This window comes from Mycobacterium sp. DHQP2018-32-09 (genome assembly GCF_058148405.1).
In genome coordinates this window covers 60531-75450 of record NZ_JBYVYK010000004.1, presented here as the reverse complement: position 1 = coordinate 75450, position 14920 = coordinate 60531, and the positions used below count along the sequence as shown (strand labels likewise).

The 14920-nt window shown below is 71.8% G+C and carries 17 protein-coding genes; 9 read left to right on the top strand and 8 right to left on the bottom strand.

Annotation, left to right across the window (positions count from 1 at the left end):
* Positions 1 to 98: 98 nt before the first annotated feature.
* Positions 99 to 221, bottom strand: coding sequence for a hypothetical protein (locus tag AC30CM_RS03595; protein ID WP_490115451.1), 123 nt, complete (start codon positions 219 to 221; stop codon positions 99 to 101).
* A 493-nt stretch (positions 222 to 714) separates the two neighbouring features.
* A complete protein-coding gene (locus tag AC30CM_RS03590) occupies positions 715 to 1260 on the bottom strand; it encodes a hypothetical protein (RefSeq protein ID WP_490115450.1) in 546 nt (181 codons plus the stop codon).
* Between the two features lie 148 nt (positions 1261 to 1408).
* On the opposite strand from AC30CM_RS03590, the gene AC30CM_RS03585 reads away from it, so the two are divergent.
* Positions 1409 to 1582: a hypothetical protein gene (locus tag AC30CM_RS03585; RefSeq protein WP_490115449.1), complete on the top strand. Its 174-nt coding sequence runs from the start codon at positions 1409 to 1411 to the stop codon at positions 1580 to 1582.
* Positions 1583 to 1733: 151 nt separating this feature from the next.
* Positions 1734 to 1952, top strand: coding sequence for a three-helix bundle dimerization domain-containing protein (locus tag AC30CM_RS03580; RefSeq protein WP_490115448.1), 219 nt, complete (start codon positions 1734 to 1736; stop codon positions 1950 to 1952).
* Between the two features lie 29 nt (positions 1953 to 1981).
* Here AC30CM_RS03580 and AC30CM_RS03575 read toward each other — a convergent pair whose 3' ends face one another.
* The gene (locus AC30CM_RS03575) at positions 1982 to 2200 is read right to left on the bottom strand and encodes a hypothetical protein (protein WP_490115447.1); all 219 of its coding nucleotides are present in this window, start codon (positions 2198 to 2200) and stop codon (positions 1982 to 1984) included.
* 115 nt (positions 2201 to 2315) lie between these two features.
* On the opposite strand from AC30CM_RS03575, the gene AC30CM_RS03570 reads away from it, so the two are divergent.
* Positions 2316 to 3863, top strand: a complete 1548-nt coding sequence (locus AC30CM_RS03570) for a phospholipase D-like domain-containing protein (protein ID WP_490115446.1) — start codon at positions 2316 to 2318, stop codon at positions 3861 to 3863.
* On the opposite strand, the gene pfkB is transcribed toward AC30CM_RS03570, so the two are convergent.
* The 3 genes from pfkB to AC30CM_RS03555 are packed head-to-tail and all read right to left on the bottom strand — an operon-like array spanning position 3850 to position 6895.
* Positions 3850 to 4803, bottom strand: coding sequence for a 1-phosphofructokinase (gene pfkB, locus AC30CM_RS03565; protein ID WP_490115445.1), 954 nt, complete (start codon positions 4801 to 4803; stop codon positions 3850 to 3852). The two genes, AC30CM_RS03570 and pfkB, sit on opposite strands and share 14 nt — an antisense overlap.
* Entirely contained in the window at positions 4800 to 5588 is a 789-nt protein-coding gene (locus AC30CM_RS03560) for a DeoR/GlpR family DNA-binding transcription regulator (protein WP_490115444.1), read from the bottom strand. Before AC30CM_RS03560 ends, pfkB begins: the two co-directional genes overlap by 4 nt.
* A complete protein-coding gene (locus AC30CM_RS03555) occupies positions 5585 to 6895 on the bottom strand; it encodes an FGGY-family carbohydrate kinase (RefSeq protein WP_490115443.1) in 1311 nt (436 codons plus the stop codon). The genes AC30CM_RS03560 and AC30CM_RS03555 overlap by 4 nt, the downstream gene beginning before the upstream one ends.
* A gap of 110 nt (positions 6896 to 7005) precedes the next feature.
* On the opposite strand from AC30CM_RS03555, the gene AC30CM_RS03550 reads away from it, so the two are divergent.
* The 3 genes from AC30CM_RS03550 to AC30CM_RS03540 all read left to right on the top strand — a co-directional run bounded on the left by AC30CM_RS03550 (position 7006) and on the right by AC30CM_RS03540 (position 8962).
* A complete protein-coding gene (locus tag AC30CM_RS03550) occupies positions 7006 to 7839 on the top strand; it encodes a class II fructose-bisphosphate aldolase (RefSeq protein ID WP_490115442.1) in 834 nt (277 codons plus the stop codon).
* A 109-nt stretch (positions 7840 to 7948) separates the two neighbouring features.
* The gene (locus AC30CM_RS03545; protein ID WP_490115508.1) at positions 7949 to 8233 is read left to right on the top strand and encodes a hypothetical protein; all 285 of its coding nucleotides are present in this window, start codon (positions 7949 to 7951) and stop codon (positions 8231 to 8233) included.
* Positions 8234 to 8305: 72 nt separating this feature from the next.
* A complete protein-coding gene (locus AC30CM_RS03540) occupies positions 8306 to 8962 on the top strand; it encodes an SGNH/GDSL hydrolase family protein (RefSeq protein WP_490115441.1) in 657 nt (218 codons plus the stop codon).
* A gap of 3 nt (positions 8963 to 8965) precedes the next feature.
* On the opposite strand, the gene AC30CM_RS03535 is transcribed toward AC30CM_RS03540, so the two are convergent.
* On the bottom strand, positions 8966 to 10546 hold the full coding sequence (locus tag AC30CM_RS03535) for an LCP family protein (RefSeq protein WP_490115507.1): 1581 nt from the start codon (positions 10544 to 10546) through the stop codon (positions 8966 to 8968).
* A gap of 244 nt (positions 10547 to 10790) precedes the next feature.
* Between AC30CM_RS03535 and AC30CM_RS03530 the strand changes: the two genes are divergently transcribed.
* On the top strand, positions 10791 to 11651 hold the full coding sequence (locus tag AC30CM_RS03530; protein WP_490115440.1) for a carbon-nitrogen hydrolase family protein: 861 nt from the start codon (positions 10791 to 10793) through the stop codon (positions 11649 to 11651).
* Here the strand turns inward: AC30CM_RS03530 and AC30CM_RS03525 are convergent.
* Positions 11634 to 12719, bottom strand: a complete 1086-nt coding sequence (locus AC30CM_RS03525) for a 3-deoxy-7-phosphoheptulonate synthase (protein ID WP_490115439.1) — start codon at positions 12717 to 12719, stop codon at positions 11634 to 11636. The two genes, AC30CM_RS03530 and AC30CM_RS03525, sit on opposite strands and share 18 nt — an antisense overlap.
* A gap of 343 nt (positions 12720 to 13062) precedes the next feature.
* Here AC30CM_RS03525 and AC30CM_RS03520 point away from each other — a divergent pair, with 343 nt between their 5' ends.
* Both AC30CM_RS03520 and AC30CM_RS03515 read left to right on the top strand, forming a co-directional pair.
* Positions 13063 to 13662 (top strand): TetR/AcrR family transcriptional regulator, encoded by a 600-nt coding sequence (locus tag AC30CM_RS03520; RefSeq protein WP_490115438.1) that lies wholly within the window; start codon positions 13063 to 13065, stop codon positions 13660 to 13662.
* Between the two features lie 104 nt (positions 13663 to 13766).
* Positions 13767 to 14903 carry a class II histone deacetylase gene (locus AC30CM_RS03515; RefSeq protein WP_490115437.1) on the top strand — a complete coding sequence of 379 codons (1137 nt, stop codon included), beginning with the start codon at positions 13767 to 13769 and terminating at the stop codon, positions 14901 to 14903.
* Positions 14904 to 14920: the final 17 nt, after the last annotated feature.

The window sequence follows — 14920 nt, the reverse complement described above, 5'->3', positions numbered from 1 at the left end:
CCGGATTCGCCGCTGCGCGGCAGGGCCGGATTCGCCGCTGCACGGCAGGGCCGGAATCCGCCGCTGCGCGGCGAGGTCGGCCGGGCCGCGTCCGAGCGTCACGGCGTGGCGTGCTCCGTCGCGGCGTTGGCGGCGCCGGCCGCGAGGTGCTGCGCGCCGCTGCCGGTGAGCAGGGGAGGCGGGTCGAGCACGGTGGAGACCAGATGGTGCAGATGGTGCACGGCAGACGTCGGCTGCGCCTCGGCGCCGTCGACGATCGATCGATGACCGTGAAACGCACCGCACCCGTGGGTGTTTCGGGGTTCGCAACGTGCTCCCGCAGGCGGGACCGAACACGCAGTGCCGAACATCCGGTGGCGACGGCAGCGCCATGTCACCCGCGGCGACGACGTCGGTGGGCTCGCCGCCGACGCAGTCCTCGGGGTCCTCGGGGTCCTCGGGTTCCTTCGGGTCCTCGGGCACGTCGCCGGATCGCACCCGGCACGGGCACACGCGATGCAGCCGAGGGCGATCCGGACCCGCGGTGTGCGCGGGTCGCCCGTGCTCGACGTCTTGGGGTGGTGCGCGTCGAGGAGGGCCTCTGCCTCGCCCAGATCGGTCCTGTCGGAGAACAGGTCGTCTACTGCTACCTGCGCCGGACGGTGGAATCCTTCCCGGCGCCGGCTGGACCGGGCGCGACCGTCAGAGGAACGTGCCGTGCCCAGGACACTCGCGTCAGTGTTCGACCAGTGGTCGCGGCCGGGCCGGGCCGGCCTTGGGCATTGCAGTTGCCGGTGCAGCAGTGACCGGTGCAGCGGTGACCGGCGCGACGGTAGTCTCCGCTACGGCCTTCTTCGCCGCCTGACGTGCCGCCTGCTGGGCGGCCAGCGTGCGGTTGTCGCGGAAGATGCGCTTGCCCAATGCGCGCTTGTCGCGGGTGGTCAGGGCCCGGATGCGCTGGGTCAGGACGTCGAGCTGCCGCCAGCTCAGGCCGTCGAGTTGGCCGTCGCCGTCGTGGGTTGCCACCACGACGCAGCCGCGCAGCAGCGGGACGGTCTTGGAGGTGAACCGCGTCGTGGCCAGCAGGAGTTCGGTGGCCCCGAGATTCGCCCGCCGCTGGCATCCCGGTGTGGCGGGGCTGAACCAGAAGTCGAATTGGCGGTCCGCGCTGGTCAGGGACTGCAACCCCTGATCGCGGACCAGCCGGTGGATGTCCGCTTCGGCATAGGCACTCGTCTCGTAGACGGCGCCGTGGCTGCTGAAGTAGAGCACTGTGTTCATGGCGATCTCCCATTCGATTCTTTCTCGATGTGGTTGTTCGCGCGCGCTGTTATCAAAGTTACCCGTGTGACATCTGAGACAAACATTGATAACGATGTGAAAACGTTGCCAATGGGTTGACCGCCGCGTGTGGGGGTAGCCAAGGCCCATGCGCATGGTGGTGAGCTTGATGATCGTCAGCGCCGTCGCCCTGACCGTGAGTGTCGGTGCCTTCGCCATGGGGGCCGGCTCGCTGGGCATCGTCGGCGGCATCGTGGCACTCGCCGCGGTGGCGGCCGGGTCGGCGCTGGCCGCCGATCCGTCGACCACCATCCGGAGGTAATCGCCGGCCCGGCGTCGACGCGGGTCGAGTGGGAATCTGGCGACGGTTTCGGTGCGCTCGGCGTCGTCAGGTTCCCACTCGGCGCCTACGAGCCCGCGGGCGAGTGAACTCCCGTTGACGTCGGCGTGAACTGTTGGTTGAGTACGGACCCATGACTAGCGAGGTCGGTTCAAGCGAATGGACGGCCATCGGCAGCGTCGTGGAGCGGCTGTCGGCCCGCTACGCCGGCGTGCCCACCGACGAGGTGACGGCCATCGTGCATCGGCATCACGCCACGTTCGGCGACAGCACGGTGCGCGACTACGTGCCGCTGTTCGTCGAGCGGCGGGCCGCCCGCGACCTCGACGAGGTGGCCCGCCCCGCGCGCTGAGCGCTCGACGACGCCCGTGGTCAGTAGGTCTAGGGAAGCGGTTCCAGGTCGTCGTCGTCGACGAACTGCAACGTGCCGTCGTCCAACCGCACGGCCCAGCGCCGCGCCCGTGCCGTCATGTCCGAGTCGACGACCACCTCGGTGCCCGCCAACTCGCCGAAGTCCTCGACGATCTCGCCGGTGCCGTCGTGCAGCCGGACCCGCCGCCCGATCGCGAGCGCCGGGCCGTCCTCATCACGCGCGTTCATGCGCCGACCGTAGTCGCGCTGGTGGCGCACCGGGGCGGCTTGTGCACGATTTCCGCTACGTGTCGTCGGTCTCGTGTCTGCTCCGCCCGCCCGGACGCTGTGGTAGACACGCTCCATGCCTGGCGCAGGCCCCGACCGTGCGACGTCGGACGACCCCGTCGCCGGCCCCGTCCGTGATCTCGTCGCCGATCCCGTCGCCGATCCCGAGGCCGGCCCCGTCCTGGTGCCGGGTCGCACGTGCAGCGACATCGCGGTCGCCGACCGGTTCGCCACCATCGTCGACGGGGCCGACTACCTCCTGTTCGTCAAGGCCGCCATGCTGCGCGCGGAACGCCGCATCCTGCTGATCGGCTGGGACTTCGACTCCCGCACGGCGATGGAGCGCGGCGGTCGCACCCTGGCGGGGCCCAACTACCTGGGCGCCCTGCTGCAGTGGATGCTGTGGCAACGGCCCGAACTCGACATCTATCTCCTCAAGTCCAACCTGCGGCTGCTGCCCGCGTTCGACGGCATGTGGTTCGGTCTCACCCCGGTCAACGTGCTGAACCGGCTCAGCGCCAAGCGCCTGCACCTCGAGGTCGACGGTGCCCACCCCCTGGGCGCGGTCCATCACCAGAAGCTGGTGGTGATCGACGATTCCGTCGCGTTCTGCGGCGGCATCGACCTCACGCTGGACCGGTGGGACACCAGCGTGCACGCCAGCCGCGACCAGCGGCGGCAGTCCCTCGGCACGCCGTACGGGCCGCGGCACGAGGTGGCCCTGGCCGTCGACGGCGCGGCCGCCGAGGCGTTGGCCGCCGTGGCGCGGGATCGCTGGTGGACGGCCACCGGTGAGTCACTCGAACCCCTGGAGAACCGGCAGGGGACGTGGCCGCGCCGCCTCGAGCCCTCGTTGCGCCGCGTCGCGATCGGCGTGGCGCGCACGCTGCCCGAACTGCCCAAGCGGGCCGAGGTGCGCGAGATCGAAGCGCTGAACCTGGCCGCGATCGCCGCCGCCCGCGACGTGATCTACCTGGAGAACCAGTACCTGGCGGCCCGGCGGTTGGCCGAGGCCGTCGCTGCCCGGCTGCGGGAGCCCGAGGGCCCCGAAGTGGTGATCGTGCTGCCCCGCAGTTCGGAGAGCCCGCTGGAGCGGCAGTCGATGGACAGCGCCCGGCAACGTCTCGTCACCGCGCTCTGGGCGGCCGACGCGCATGGCCGTCTCGGCGTCTACTGGCCGGTCGCCGCCGGCGGCACGCCGGTGTACGTCCACTCGAAGGTGGTCGTGGCCGACGACCGGCTGCTGCGCATCGGCTCGTCCAACCTGAACAACCGGTCGCAGGGTTTCGACAGCGAGTGCGACGTGGCGCTGGAGGCCCGCGACCAGGTCGACGACGCCGCCGTCGCGACCGAGATCGCCCGGGTGCGTGACGGTTTGATCTCCGAGCACCTCGGGGTGTCCGTCGAGGAGTTCCGCGCCGCGATGGCCGAGCGCGGGTCGTTCCTGGCCGCGGTCGAGGCCCTGCGGGGAGCCGGCCGGTCCTTGCGCCGCTTCACCGAGTACATGGTGTCGGCAGAGGCCAGCCCGCTGGCGGAGAACGACCTGATGGACCCCGACCACGTCCCGAGGTCGGTCAGCCAGAGCGTGTGGAGCCTGTTCGGCGGCATCCTCAACGCGCGCTGACGTCAACGCGCAGCGGCCACGCGAGATCGGGTGCGGCGCTGGTGATCACTTCGCACGGTTCGTCGAACGCCTTGTCCGACAACAGGGTTCCTTCCTGGCGCACCGCGGCGGCCCCCCATCGCAGCGCCGCCGACAGGCGCTGCGCGCGGTCGCCCGCGACACTGAGGAATCCGGCCAGCATCGCGTCGCCCGCGCCGACGGTGCTCACCACGTCGGTCACCGGGGCCCGACCCCACAGCACCCCGTCCGCGTCGACCAGCACCGCACCGTCGGCGCCCAGGCTTGCCAACACCGCGCCCGCACCCCGGCGTCGCAGCGTCTCGGCCGCGGCGACGACGTCGCCGATCGTGCGCGCCGCGGTGCCCGTCAGCTCGGCCAGCTCGTCGGCGTTCGGCTTGACCAGGTCGGGGCCCGCCGCCAGCGCCTCGGCGAGCGCGGCGCCCGACGAGTCCACGGCCACGCGCGCGCCGTGCCTGCGGCCGGCGTCGACCAGCTCCGCGTACCAGGACGCCGGCAGCCCGGAGGGCAGGCTGCCTGCGCCGACCAGCCATGCGGCATCGACGACGGCGGCGGTCGCGGCGTCCAGGAGGTGACGTGCCTCGTCGTCGGTCAGCGCGGGCCCCGCCTCGTTGATCTTCGTGACGGTGCCGTCGGGTTCGGCCAGGCTGACGTTGCTGCGTACCTCGCCGGCGATGGGCACGACGTCGACGGCCAGGCCACGCTCGGCCAGCAGCCGTCGCAGCAGCGCACCGACGTGGCCGCCCGCGGGCAGGACGGCGCGCACGGGACGACCGAAGGCGTGCAGGGCGAGGGCGACGTTGACGCCCTTGCCGCTCGGTTCGCTCCAGCTGCGTCGACCCCGGTTCACCTCGCCGAGGCGTACTTCGTCGAGGACGACGGTGCGGTCGACGCTGGGGTTGGGCGTGACGGTGACGATCACGTCGCCTGCACCTCGACGCCGAGGTCGCGCAGCCGTGACCGCTCGTCGCCGGGCAGGCCACCGTCGGTGATCCAGACGTCGACGTCGGTCAGGTCCGCGTGCTTGGTGCCGTGGACCACCCCGTACTTGCGGTGGTCGGCGAGCAGGACGCGCTTGGCCGCACACGCGCACATCGCGCGCTTCACCGCCGCCTCGGCCGGATCGGGCGTGGTCAGGCCGCGTTCGATCGAGATGCCGTTGGTACCGAGGAAGGCCACGTCGACGTTGATCTCGGCGAGCGCCCGCAGCGCCCAGTCGTCGACCTCCGCGAAGGTGGTGGTGCGCACCCGACCGCCGAGGGTGAACACCGTGAGTCGGGGGCGCGTCAGCAGCGTCATCGCCATCGGCAGGGTGTTGGTGTAGACCGTCAGGTCGCGATCGCCGGGGAAGACGTCGACCAGCTTGGCGGTGGTGGAGCCCGCGTCGACGAGCACCGCACCGTCGGCGGGCACGTGGGCGAGCGCGGCCCGCGCGATGGCGGCCTTCTCGGTCGCGAACTCGGTCCGGCTGGTCACCGCGGGCTCGAAGGCCAGCGCCCGCAGCGGCACGGCGCCGCCGTGGACCCGACGCAGCAGGCCCTGGGCCTCCAGCGCGATCAGGTCTTTGCGGATGGTCTCGTTCGTGACGCCGAGGGCCGCCGCCAGGCGCACGGCGTCGACCCGGCCGGCGTCGGTCAGCTCGGCGAGGATGCGCGCGCGACGCTCGTCGGCGTAGGGGGTGCGCTGCGCGCCGGGATCGGCGGTCACGCGGGCATCCGAGCGCCCGCCGCCTGCGCGGCCAGCATGGCGGCGCCGCGGGCCCCCGCCTCGTCGACGTCGATCGTGACCAACTCGCCCAGCCTGCGGCGCTTCACCTCCAGGAAGCCGCGACTGCGCGACCAGCCGCCCGTGACCACCAGCCTGCGGTGCTTCCCGCTGACGGCCGTCATGGCGTCGTGGATCTCGGCGGCCTGCTGGTTGACGGTCTCCAGCGCGGCCCGCCACAGCTGGGCGGGCCCGGCACCGTCGGTGACGCCGACGACGTCGAGCGTGCCGAAGGGCGGCGCCACGACGCGCAGCCCCGGCTCGGCCAGCGTCAACGCCTGCGCGTCGAGGGCCTCGACGTCGTCGCGGTCCTTGCCGAGTAGTGCCAGCACGCGTCCCAGGGCGAGCCCGCCCTGGGTGGCTCCGAGCAGGCACCACTGACGTGCGGCGGCGTGCCAGCCGGTGGTGATGCCCGCCGCGGCGAGTGCGGCGACGGCGTCCGGGGCCAATCCGGGCGCGATGGTGCGCACCAGCGCCTCGGCCGTGCCGCACGAGTCGAGTTCGTCGCCGGGGCCGGCGGCCCCCGAGCCGATGACGGCGACCTGGTGGTCGTGGCCGGCGACCGTCAGCACGGCGCCCCCGAGCCGGGGGATCTCGTCGTCGGCGCGTCCCAGCGGCGTGCCCGCGGTGACGAGCGGCGGCATGAGCGATTCAGCGGCGCCCGACCACGCGAGGGCGTCGGCCCACCAGTCGCGCTCGGCGAGGCGCAGCCACCCGGTGCGCGACGCCAGCGACTGCTCGGTGGCCTCGTCGCCGCCGAGGCCGCGCACGATCCACTCGGGCACGTTGAGTCTGCGGACCGCGCGTCGGGACTCGGGCACGTTGGCGAGCAACCAGCGGTGCTTGGTCAGCGACCACTGCTGCCGGGCGGGTAGTCCGGTGTTCGCCGAGAATGCTTGCGCCCCAACGGTTTCGACGAGGTCGGTCAGTTCGGCGCCATCGCGGGTGTCATGCCATGCGACCACCGGGGCCAGGGCCTGGCCGCGCCCGTCGAGCAGCACGCCGGCCTCGGCCATTCCGGTGACGCCCAGGCCACCGACAGGCCCGGGCGGGCTCGCCGCCAGGGCGGCGGCGATGGCGGTGCGGACGGCGGCCAGCAGGGCGTGCGCGTCGAGTTCGGCACCCGTCGGCACGACACGCCACGGTGTCCGGGCACTGCCCGTACCCACCGGGGCTCCGGTGTCGTCGAACGCCACGGCCTTGCTGGTGGTCGTGCCGACGTCGACCCCGACGTAGAGCGTGGTGGCCATGGGGACCCTTCGGGGAGACGTTTGTCTGGTTGGATTTCCATGGATAGGGTTGCGTTTCGTTGGAATGCTGTCAAGCGACACCGCCGTCAAGCCGCACAGGGGGATCACGCATGCCGCTCGCGACCACCGCCGACCTCGTCGGCGCCGCCCACCGGGGCGGCGCCGGGCTGTTGGCGTTCAACGTCATCAGCCTCGAGCACGCCGAGGGCATCGTCTCCGGCGCCGAGCGCGCCGGACGCCCGGTCATCCTGCAGATCAGCGAGAACGCCGTGAAGTTCCACGGCGGCGCGGTGCGGCCCATCGCCACCGCGGCCGCCGCGGTCGCCGCCGAGGCCGCCGTCGACGTCTCGGTGCATCTCGACCACGTGGAAGACGACGCCCTGCTGTTCCGCTGCGCCGAGGCAGGCGCCAGCTCGGTGATGTTCGACGCCTCACGCCTCGACTACGACGCGAACGTCGCTGCGACCCGGGCCGCCGCCGACTGGGCCCGAGCCCAAAACCTGTTCGTGGAAGCCGAATTGGGTGAGGTCGGGGGCAAGGGTGGCGCCCACGCGCCAGGGGTCAGGACCGATCCGGCCCAGGCCGCCGCCTTCGTCGCCGCCACCGGTGTCGACGCGCTCGCCGTGGCGGTCGGCAGCACCCACGCCATGCAGTCGCGCACCGCGAGCCTCGACTTCGAGCTGATCGGCAGGCTGCGGGACGCGGTCGGGGTGCCACTGGTGCTGCACGGATCGTCGGGCGTGGCGGACGCGGACCTGCGCCGCGCCATCGCCGCAGGCATGACCAAGATCAACGTCGGCACGCTGCTGAACGTCCGCTTCACCGCCGCGGTGCGGGCGTACCTGTCCGGCGACGCCGCCGCCGTCGACCCGCGGGGTTACCTGGCGTCCGCGCGGACGGCCGTCGCCGACGCCGTGCACGCGACGCTGGCCGCCGTCACCTGAGCCGGCGGGCAAGACGATGGCAGACGACGCAGAGTGGACCCGGTGGTTCTAGACTTCACGGGCCGGCTGGATCTGTGAGGGGGCCGGCTCCGAGAAAGGGATGTCGATGATGAATGCGGTGCAGCGCAAGCGTGCAGCCGGCGGACTGCTTCTGGTGGCGTCGATCTCGACGGCTCTGATGGCCTGCTCCAGCGGGGGCGGCGGCAACGAGCCCACGACGACCACCACCACGACCACCACCACGACGACCACGGCGCCGTCGTCGGCACCCGCCCCGTCGCCCACCGAGAAGAGCATCAACCCCACCGGCGGCAACCTCTTCACCCCCGACGTCACCGCACCGGGTCTTCCCACGCCCGCCCCGGGCAACCTGCCCGGCAACCACCCGAAGTAGGGCACCGGCTGCGTACGGTGGAGGCGGACCCGCCCGGGTGACGCGGGCGGCTCGATCCGATGGGAGCCCACCGTGGCCGACAGGCGCATCCTCTGTTACGGCGACTCGCTCACCTGGGGCTGGATAACCGTCGCCGAAGGCGCTCCGACACAACGGTTTTCGCGTGAGCAGCGCTGGACGGGCGTGCTGGCCGACCAACTCGGACCGGGGCACGTCGTCATCGAGGAAGGCCTGTCGGCCCGCACCACCACGGCCGACGACCCCACCGACCCCCGGCTGAACGGGTCGGCGTACCTGCCCGCGTGTCTGGCCAGCCAGCTTCCACTCGATCTGGTGATCCTGATGTTGGGCACCAACGACACCAAGGCCTACCTGCGGCGGACGCCGCTGGACGTGGCCCTGGGCATGTCGGTGCTGGTGACTCAGGTGCTCACCAGTGCCGGCGGCGTGGGCACCACGTACCCGGCGCCCCAGGTACTCGTCGTGGCACCGCCGCCCGTCGCGGCCCTGCCGCATCCGTGGTTCCAATTGATCTTCGAGGGCGCTCGCGAGAAGACCTCCGAGCTGGCCCGCGTCTACGGCGCGATGGCGGACTTCGTCGGCGTGCCGTTCTTCGACGCCGGTTCGGTGATCGCCACCGACGGCGTCGACGGCGTTCACTTCACCGAGCAGAACAATCACGACCTCGGCGTCGCCCTGGCCGACGTGGTGCGCGGCCTGCTGAGGTAGATCTCAGCGGACGCAGGGGATGCCGGCCGCCGACATCGCCGTGAGGTCGGTCGGGGCGGGTGCGTTGGCGCCTGCCGCGGTGGCGTCGACGGGTGCCGGGGTCTCCACCGGCGCGCGCGGCGACGTCGTGGCGCCGTCGGCCGGGAAGTCGGCGGCGGGGAAGTCGGCCCCGAGCGTCACCTGCACGGTGTTGACCGGGATCGTCTCGGAGGCTGCGGCGGTCACCGGAAGGTCCAGCCGGTCGGCGACCGCGGTGGCGGCGTGCTCGGCGCCAGGTCCGTACTGGATCGTGGTGGCCTCGGCGAGGATCTGACCGGTGCTCACCTCGCCGCGGATGAAGCCGTGCTTGGCGAGGTCGTCGGAGACCGACGTGGCCAGTCCCGCGTGCGTGGTCGCGTTGACCACGTCCACGATCGCCGGTTCGGCCGACGGCGGGGGTGGTGCGGGAGCGGTCGACGACGTGGCCGTCCCGGTGGTGAACAGGTCGTGGACGATGGCCCGGATCGTCGGGACGTCGATGATGTTGACGTCCTGCCCCAGCGGGTCCTGGCCGAATTCGCCGATGGGCAACGTGTACAGCGACATCTTGCGGCCTGCGAACGACGACGCCTGGTCGACGAAGTGCACCAGGTTCAGGCCGGCGTCGACCGCGACGTTCTGCTTGGCGACGTCGGCGAGGTTGCGCAGCGCGGCGGGGCTCGACAGTGCGCCGCCGTCGCGCATGGCGGACACCAGGGACACGATGAACGCCTGCTGCCTGCGGGTGCGATCGAGGTCGGTGAACAACGCGTCGTTGACGTCGCGGCGCTGCCGCACGAACGCCATGGCCTGAGCGGCGTCGATCTGCTGGACGCCGCGGTGGAAGTCGGCACCCGAGAAGTCGTCGCGGGTATCGGCGTTGAGGCACACGGTGATGGGTTGCACCACGGCGGCGATCTGGAAGAACGCCCCGAGCGTGACCTCGATGAAGTGGTCGATGGGCACGTCGAGCAGATGGTGCACGGTCGCGATCTGCGCCTTGCGGCCGGCCTCGCGGGCGGCTTGCTCGTCGGCGGTGGACTCGGGGCCGGTCGCATCGGAACCTGCGCCGGCACCGGCGCCGGATCCGGTGCCGGAACCTTGGCCGGAACCGGTGCCGGAGGTGCGATTGGCCATGTCGTCCATGGCCTGCTGGTAGGCCAGCCCGTAGGCCTGCTTCACCTTGCCCTGGCACTCGCCGCTGGGGCACCCCGGCAGCGTGACGTAATCGTCGCGGGGGATCGAGACCGCGGTGATGGGACCGTCGCCGCCGGGGATGTGCAGCACGATGAGCACGTTGGCGTTGTAACCGCCGACGGTCTCGTCGCCGGCGTGCAGGGCGTCGTACATCTCCTGCGGCAGCGGGTTGCCATGCTGGTCCAGCCGGCTGTCCAAGCCCATGATCAGGATGTTCTGGTCGTCACCGGTGGAGACCGGCGCCCCGATGAGGGCCTGCGACGTGGTGATGCCACCGGCCAGGTCGTGATAACCCTGCCAGCCCACCCCGGTCGCCGCGACGACGGCGGTGGCGACGACGGCCACGGCCGTCCGTCCCGCGGTCAGCAGGCGACGCCGCCGGGCCGGTGGCGGCAGGCGGTGACGGGGCCCGCGCGATCGCGGCACGTCCTCCGTACCGGTCGCGCTGAGGCCGGGAACGTGCGGCGGTTGCATGACGTGACGACGATATCTCCTCGGGGCCCCGGCGGGCGTCACGGCTGGTGGCGGGCGTGGCCCTGCATCGGAGGAATCGCACTCCGGCATCGGAGAAGCGCGCTTTGCCCGCGCCGTGCCGCGGCGGATACTGGCGGCCGTGTCGGACACCGTGACCATCGGCATCGCGCAGTGGCAGGCGCGGTGCGGCGATCCGCAGCGCAACCTCGACGACGCCCTGCGGTACGTGGCCGAACTCGCCGCCCGCGGCGCGGGCCTCGTCGTGCTCCCCGAGCTGTGGCCCTGCGGTTACGACCCGAGGACCGTCGCGCAGGACGCGCGGGCGGCCGCGGAACCACTCGACGGCCCGCGGGGCCGGGCGCTGGCCGAAGCGGCCCGGGAACACGCCGTGTGGCTGTTCGCCGGTACGGTCCCCGAGCGGGCCGGCAGTGCCCGTGACGGTGCCCACGGGGATGCCCACGGGGATGCCCACGAGGATGCTGCCCTCTACAACACGGCCGTCGTCCACGCCCCCGACGGCCGGCTCGTCGCGGCGCACCGCAAGGTGTACCTCTACACCCCGCTCGGGGAGCATCGGGTGTTCCGCGCGGGGGAGCGCGCCACCACGGTCGACGTCGACGGGATCGGCACCGTCGGCCTCGCCACGTGCTTCGACGGCGACCACCCGAGCTACGCGCGCCGGTTGCACGATCTCGGCGCGCGCGTCGTCGTGGCGCCCTGCGCCTACGAGGTCGAGACCGAATCCTGGTGGGACGTCCTCTATCCCGCCAACGCGCTGGCCAACGGGCAATGGTGGGTGATGGCGAACCAGTGCGGCGGGCAGTTGCTGGGCAAGAGCCGGATCATCGCGCCCGACGGCGCGGTCGCCGCGCAGGCTCCCCGCGTCGGCGCGGCCGCCGACGCCGAGTTACTGCTTGCCACCATCGACCTCGGCGCCGGCATCCGCACGGCCGAACGCGTCGCCGGCGCATTGTGGGCGCCGTCAGCGGGCCTTGGCTAGCCGTTCCATGATGTCGGCCGTGGCGCCGAAGTCCATGCACGCGTCGGTCACCGACTGCCCGTAGACCAGGTCGCCGCCCAGCGACTGCGCCCCGGCGACCAGGAAGCTCTCCAGCATCAGGCCGCTGATCCCGGTCTCGCCCGCGGCGATGCGGTCGGCGAGTTCGAGGGCGACGCCGGCCTGGCGCACGTGGTCCTTGCCGGAGTTGGCGTGCGAGCAGTCGATCATGACGTTGTCGGGGAGCCCGGCGGCGGCGAGCGTCGCGCAGGCCGCTGCCACCTCCGCCGTGCCGAAGTTCGGACCCGCCGATCCGCCGCGCAGGATCACGTGACAGTCCGGGTTGCCCGCCGTCTCCACGATGGCGCCGCGACCGAAGTCGTCGATGCCGAAGAAGACGTGTTGTGCCGCAGCCGCCTTCACGCCGTCGACGGCCACGCCGACGTTGCCGTCGGTGCCGTTCTTGAAGCCCACCGGCATCGACAGACCCGACGCCAGCTGACGATGGATCTGCGACTCGGTGGTACGCGCGCCGATGGCGCCCCAGGCGACGGTGTCGGCGATGTACTGGGGGCTGGTGGGTTCCAGGAACTCACACCCGACGGCCAGCCCGAGGGTGTTGATGTCGAGCAGCAGCGACCGGGCGGTGCGCAGCCCACGTTCGATGTCGAAGCTGCCGTCCATGCCGGGGTCGTTGATCAGGCCCTTCCATCCGACGGTGGTACGCGGCTTCTCGAAGTACACGCGCATCACGACCTTGAGGCGGGCGGCGTGGCGCTGCGCCAGCGGTGCCAGGCGACGGGCGTAGTCGATGGCGGCCACCGGATCGTGCACCGAGCACGGACCGACCACCACCAGCAGACGATCGTCGCGCCCCGCGAGGATCTCGGCGATCTCGTCGCGGTGGGCCTGCACCGACTCGGCGAGCCGATGGCTCAGGGGCAACTCGGCGAGGATGCGCTCGGGCGCGGGCAGCGATCGCGACGACACGATGCGCCGATCGGAGGTGCTGGTGTCACTGCTCGTGGTGTCACTGCTCGTAGTCGAGGGGGTATCGCTGATGAGGGTCATGACGTCGCGGCTTCCTGGTTGAGGTTCAGGACCCGCGCGAGACGATGTCGAGCCCTGACATGACGAAAGCAGCGACCGAATGGTCACTGCTCGGGCTCCGGGTGCTGATCGCGTCAGGCGGTGCGACGCTTCATCAACGGCTCACCCGGAGCCGAGATAAAGCGCCAATAGGCGCGCATGCCGTCGATCACGGCGGCGACTCTACCCCACCGGGCGGCCCGCGGGACAATCGGCGTCCCCCCACGTCATCCGACTTTGCGGTCGAGCGCAAACAACGGAGCCATGAGGCGCCGGCGGCCGGTGTCGTACGCTCGAAGCGGTCGGACGGCGAGAGGGGCACGGGATGGCGCGGGTGCGCAACCAGGACGCGCGTCGTGGGCAACTGGTCGCCGCCGCCATCGACGTCATCGCCCTGCGCGGCGTCGGCGCGGTCCGCGTCAAGGACGTCGCCGAGGCCGCCGACATCTCGCCGCGCCTGGTGGCGTACTACTACCCGGACATGGCCGAGCTGATCGACGAGGTCTATCGCACCGCCGTCGACCGCTACTACTGGCAGCGGCTCGAGGCGATCAACAAGCTGGATCGGCCCATCGACCGACTGGCCAACCTCATCGCGACCGGCCTGCCCGCGGGTGGCGACGACCGGCTCAATCGGGCCCTGTTCGAACTGGCCGTCAACGCGGGTCGCGATCCGGCGCACGGGACGCTGCTGACCCTGCTGTTCGACCGCGAGGTGTCGCTCTACGTCGCGGTGCTCGAAGCCGGTCGTGCGACGGGCGACTTCACGCTCGGCGAGCCCGTGCTCGCGATCGCGCAGAACTTCGTGGCGCTGGAGGACGCGTTCGGCATGCACCTCAACGGGGGCAATTCCTCGCTCACCGGCGCCGGTGCCGAAGACCTGTTGCGCAGCTACGCCCGCGCCGTCACCGGCGCCGATCTCTGACTCGACCCGCGTTCATGCGCCCGTAGCGCCCCGGTGGGGTTGACGCCGCTCCGTTGCGGGTGCATTCTTTGCGCTTAAGCGCAGAGAATGTGAGGAACGTGACGGTGACGGTGGAACGTGACGGCGATCGGATCGCCCCGACGGGCTTCTACCACGACGAGCGCTGCCTCTGGCACAGCGCGGGTGAGGCGGTGCTGTTCCTCCCGGTAGGCGGTTGGTTGCAGCCGATGGCCGCCGGCGGGGCACCCGAATCGCCCGAGTCGAAGCGCCGGTTCAAGGCGCTGCTCGACGTGTCCGGCCTGACCGCCCGGCTCGCCGTCGCCAGCGCCGAACCGGCGCCGCTCGAGGACATCCTGCGCGTGCACCCGCTCCCGTACGTCGAGCGCTTCCGGGAACTGAGCGCCGGTTCCGGCGGCACGATGGGCCCCGAGGCGGTGTTCTCCCACGGCGGCTTCGAGATCGCGGCGCTGTCCGCCGGGCTGGCCACCCGCGCGGTGCTCGACGTCCTCGACGGGGCGTGCCGCAACGCCTACGCGCTGTCCCGCCCTCCCGGCCACCACTGCCTGCCCGACCAGGGTCTCGGCTTCTGCCTGCTGGCCAACATCGCCATCGCGATCGAAGCGGCCAAGGCGCGGCGAGGCCTCGGCAAGGTGGCGGTACTCGACTGGGACGTCCACCACGGCAACGGCACCCAGCACGTCTTCTACGACCGCGACGACGTGCTGACGATCTCACTGCACCAGGAGAACTGCTTCCCCGTCGACAGCGGTGCCACGAGCGAACGCGGGGTGGGCCGCGGCCTGGGGTTCAACCTCAACGTGCCGCTGCCCCCGGGATCGGGACACGAGACCCACCTGCACGCCATGCGTCAGATCGTGGTGCCCGCCCTGGAGGCGTTCGACCCGGACCTGATCATCGTGGCCAGCGGCCTCGATGCCAACGCCGTCGACCCGCTGGCGCGGCAGCTGCTGTACTCGGGGTCCTACCGGGAGATGACGCGGCTGGTGATGGACGTCGCCGACCGCACGTGTGACGGCCGCGTCGTCGCCGTGCACGAGGGCGGCTACGCCGAATCCGCGGTGCCCTTCTGCGGTTTGGCGATCGTCGAGACGCTGGCCGGGATCCGCACCGCGGTGGTCGACCCGTTCGAGGACACCTTCATCGCCCAGCAGCCGACGGCGCGCGTCGTCGACTACCAACGCGCGATCGTCGACGACGTCGCACGCGAACTCCGACCCTGAATCACCACCAGAGAGGA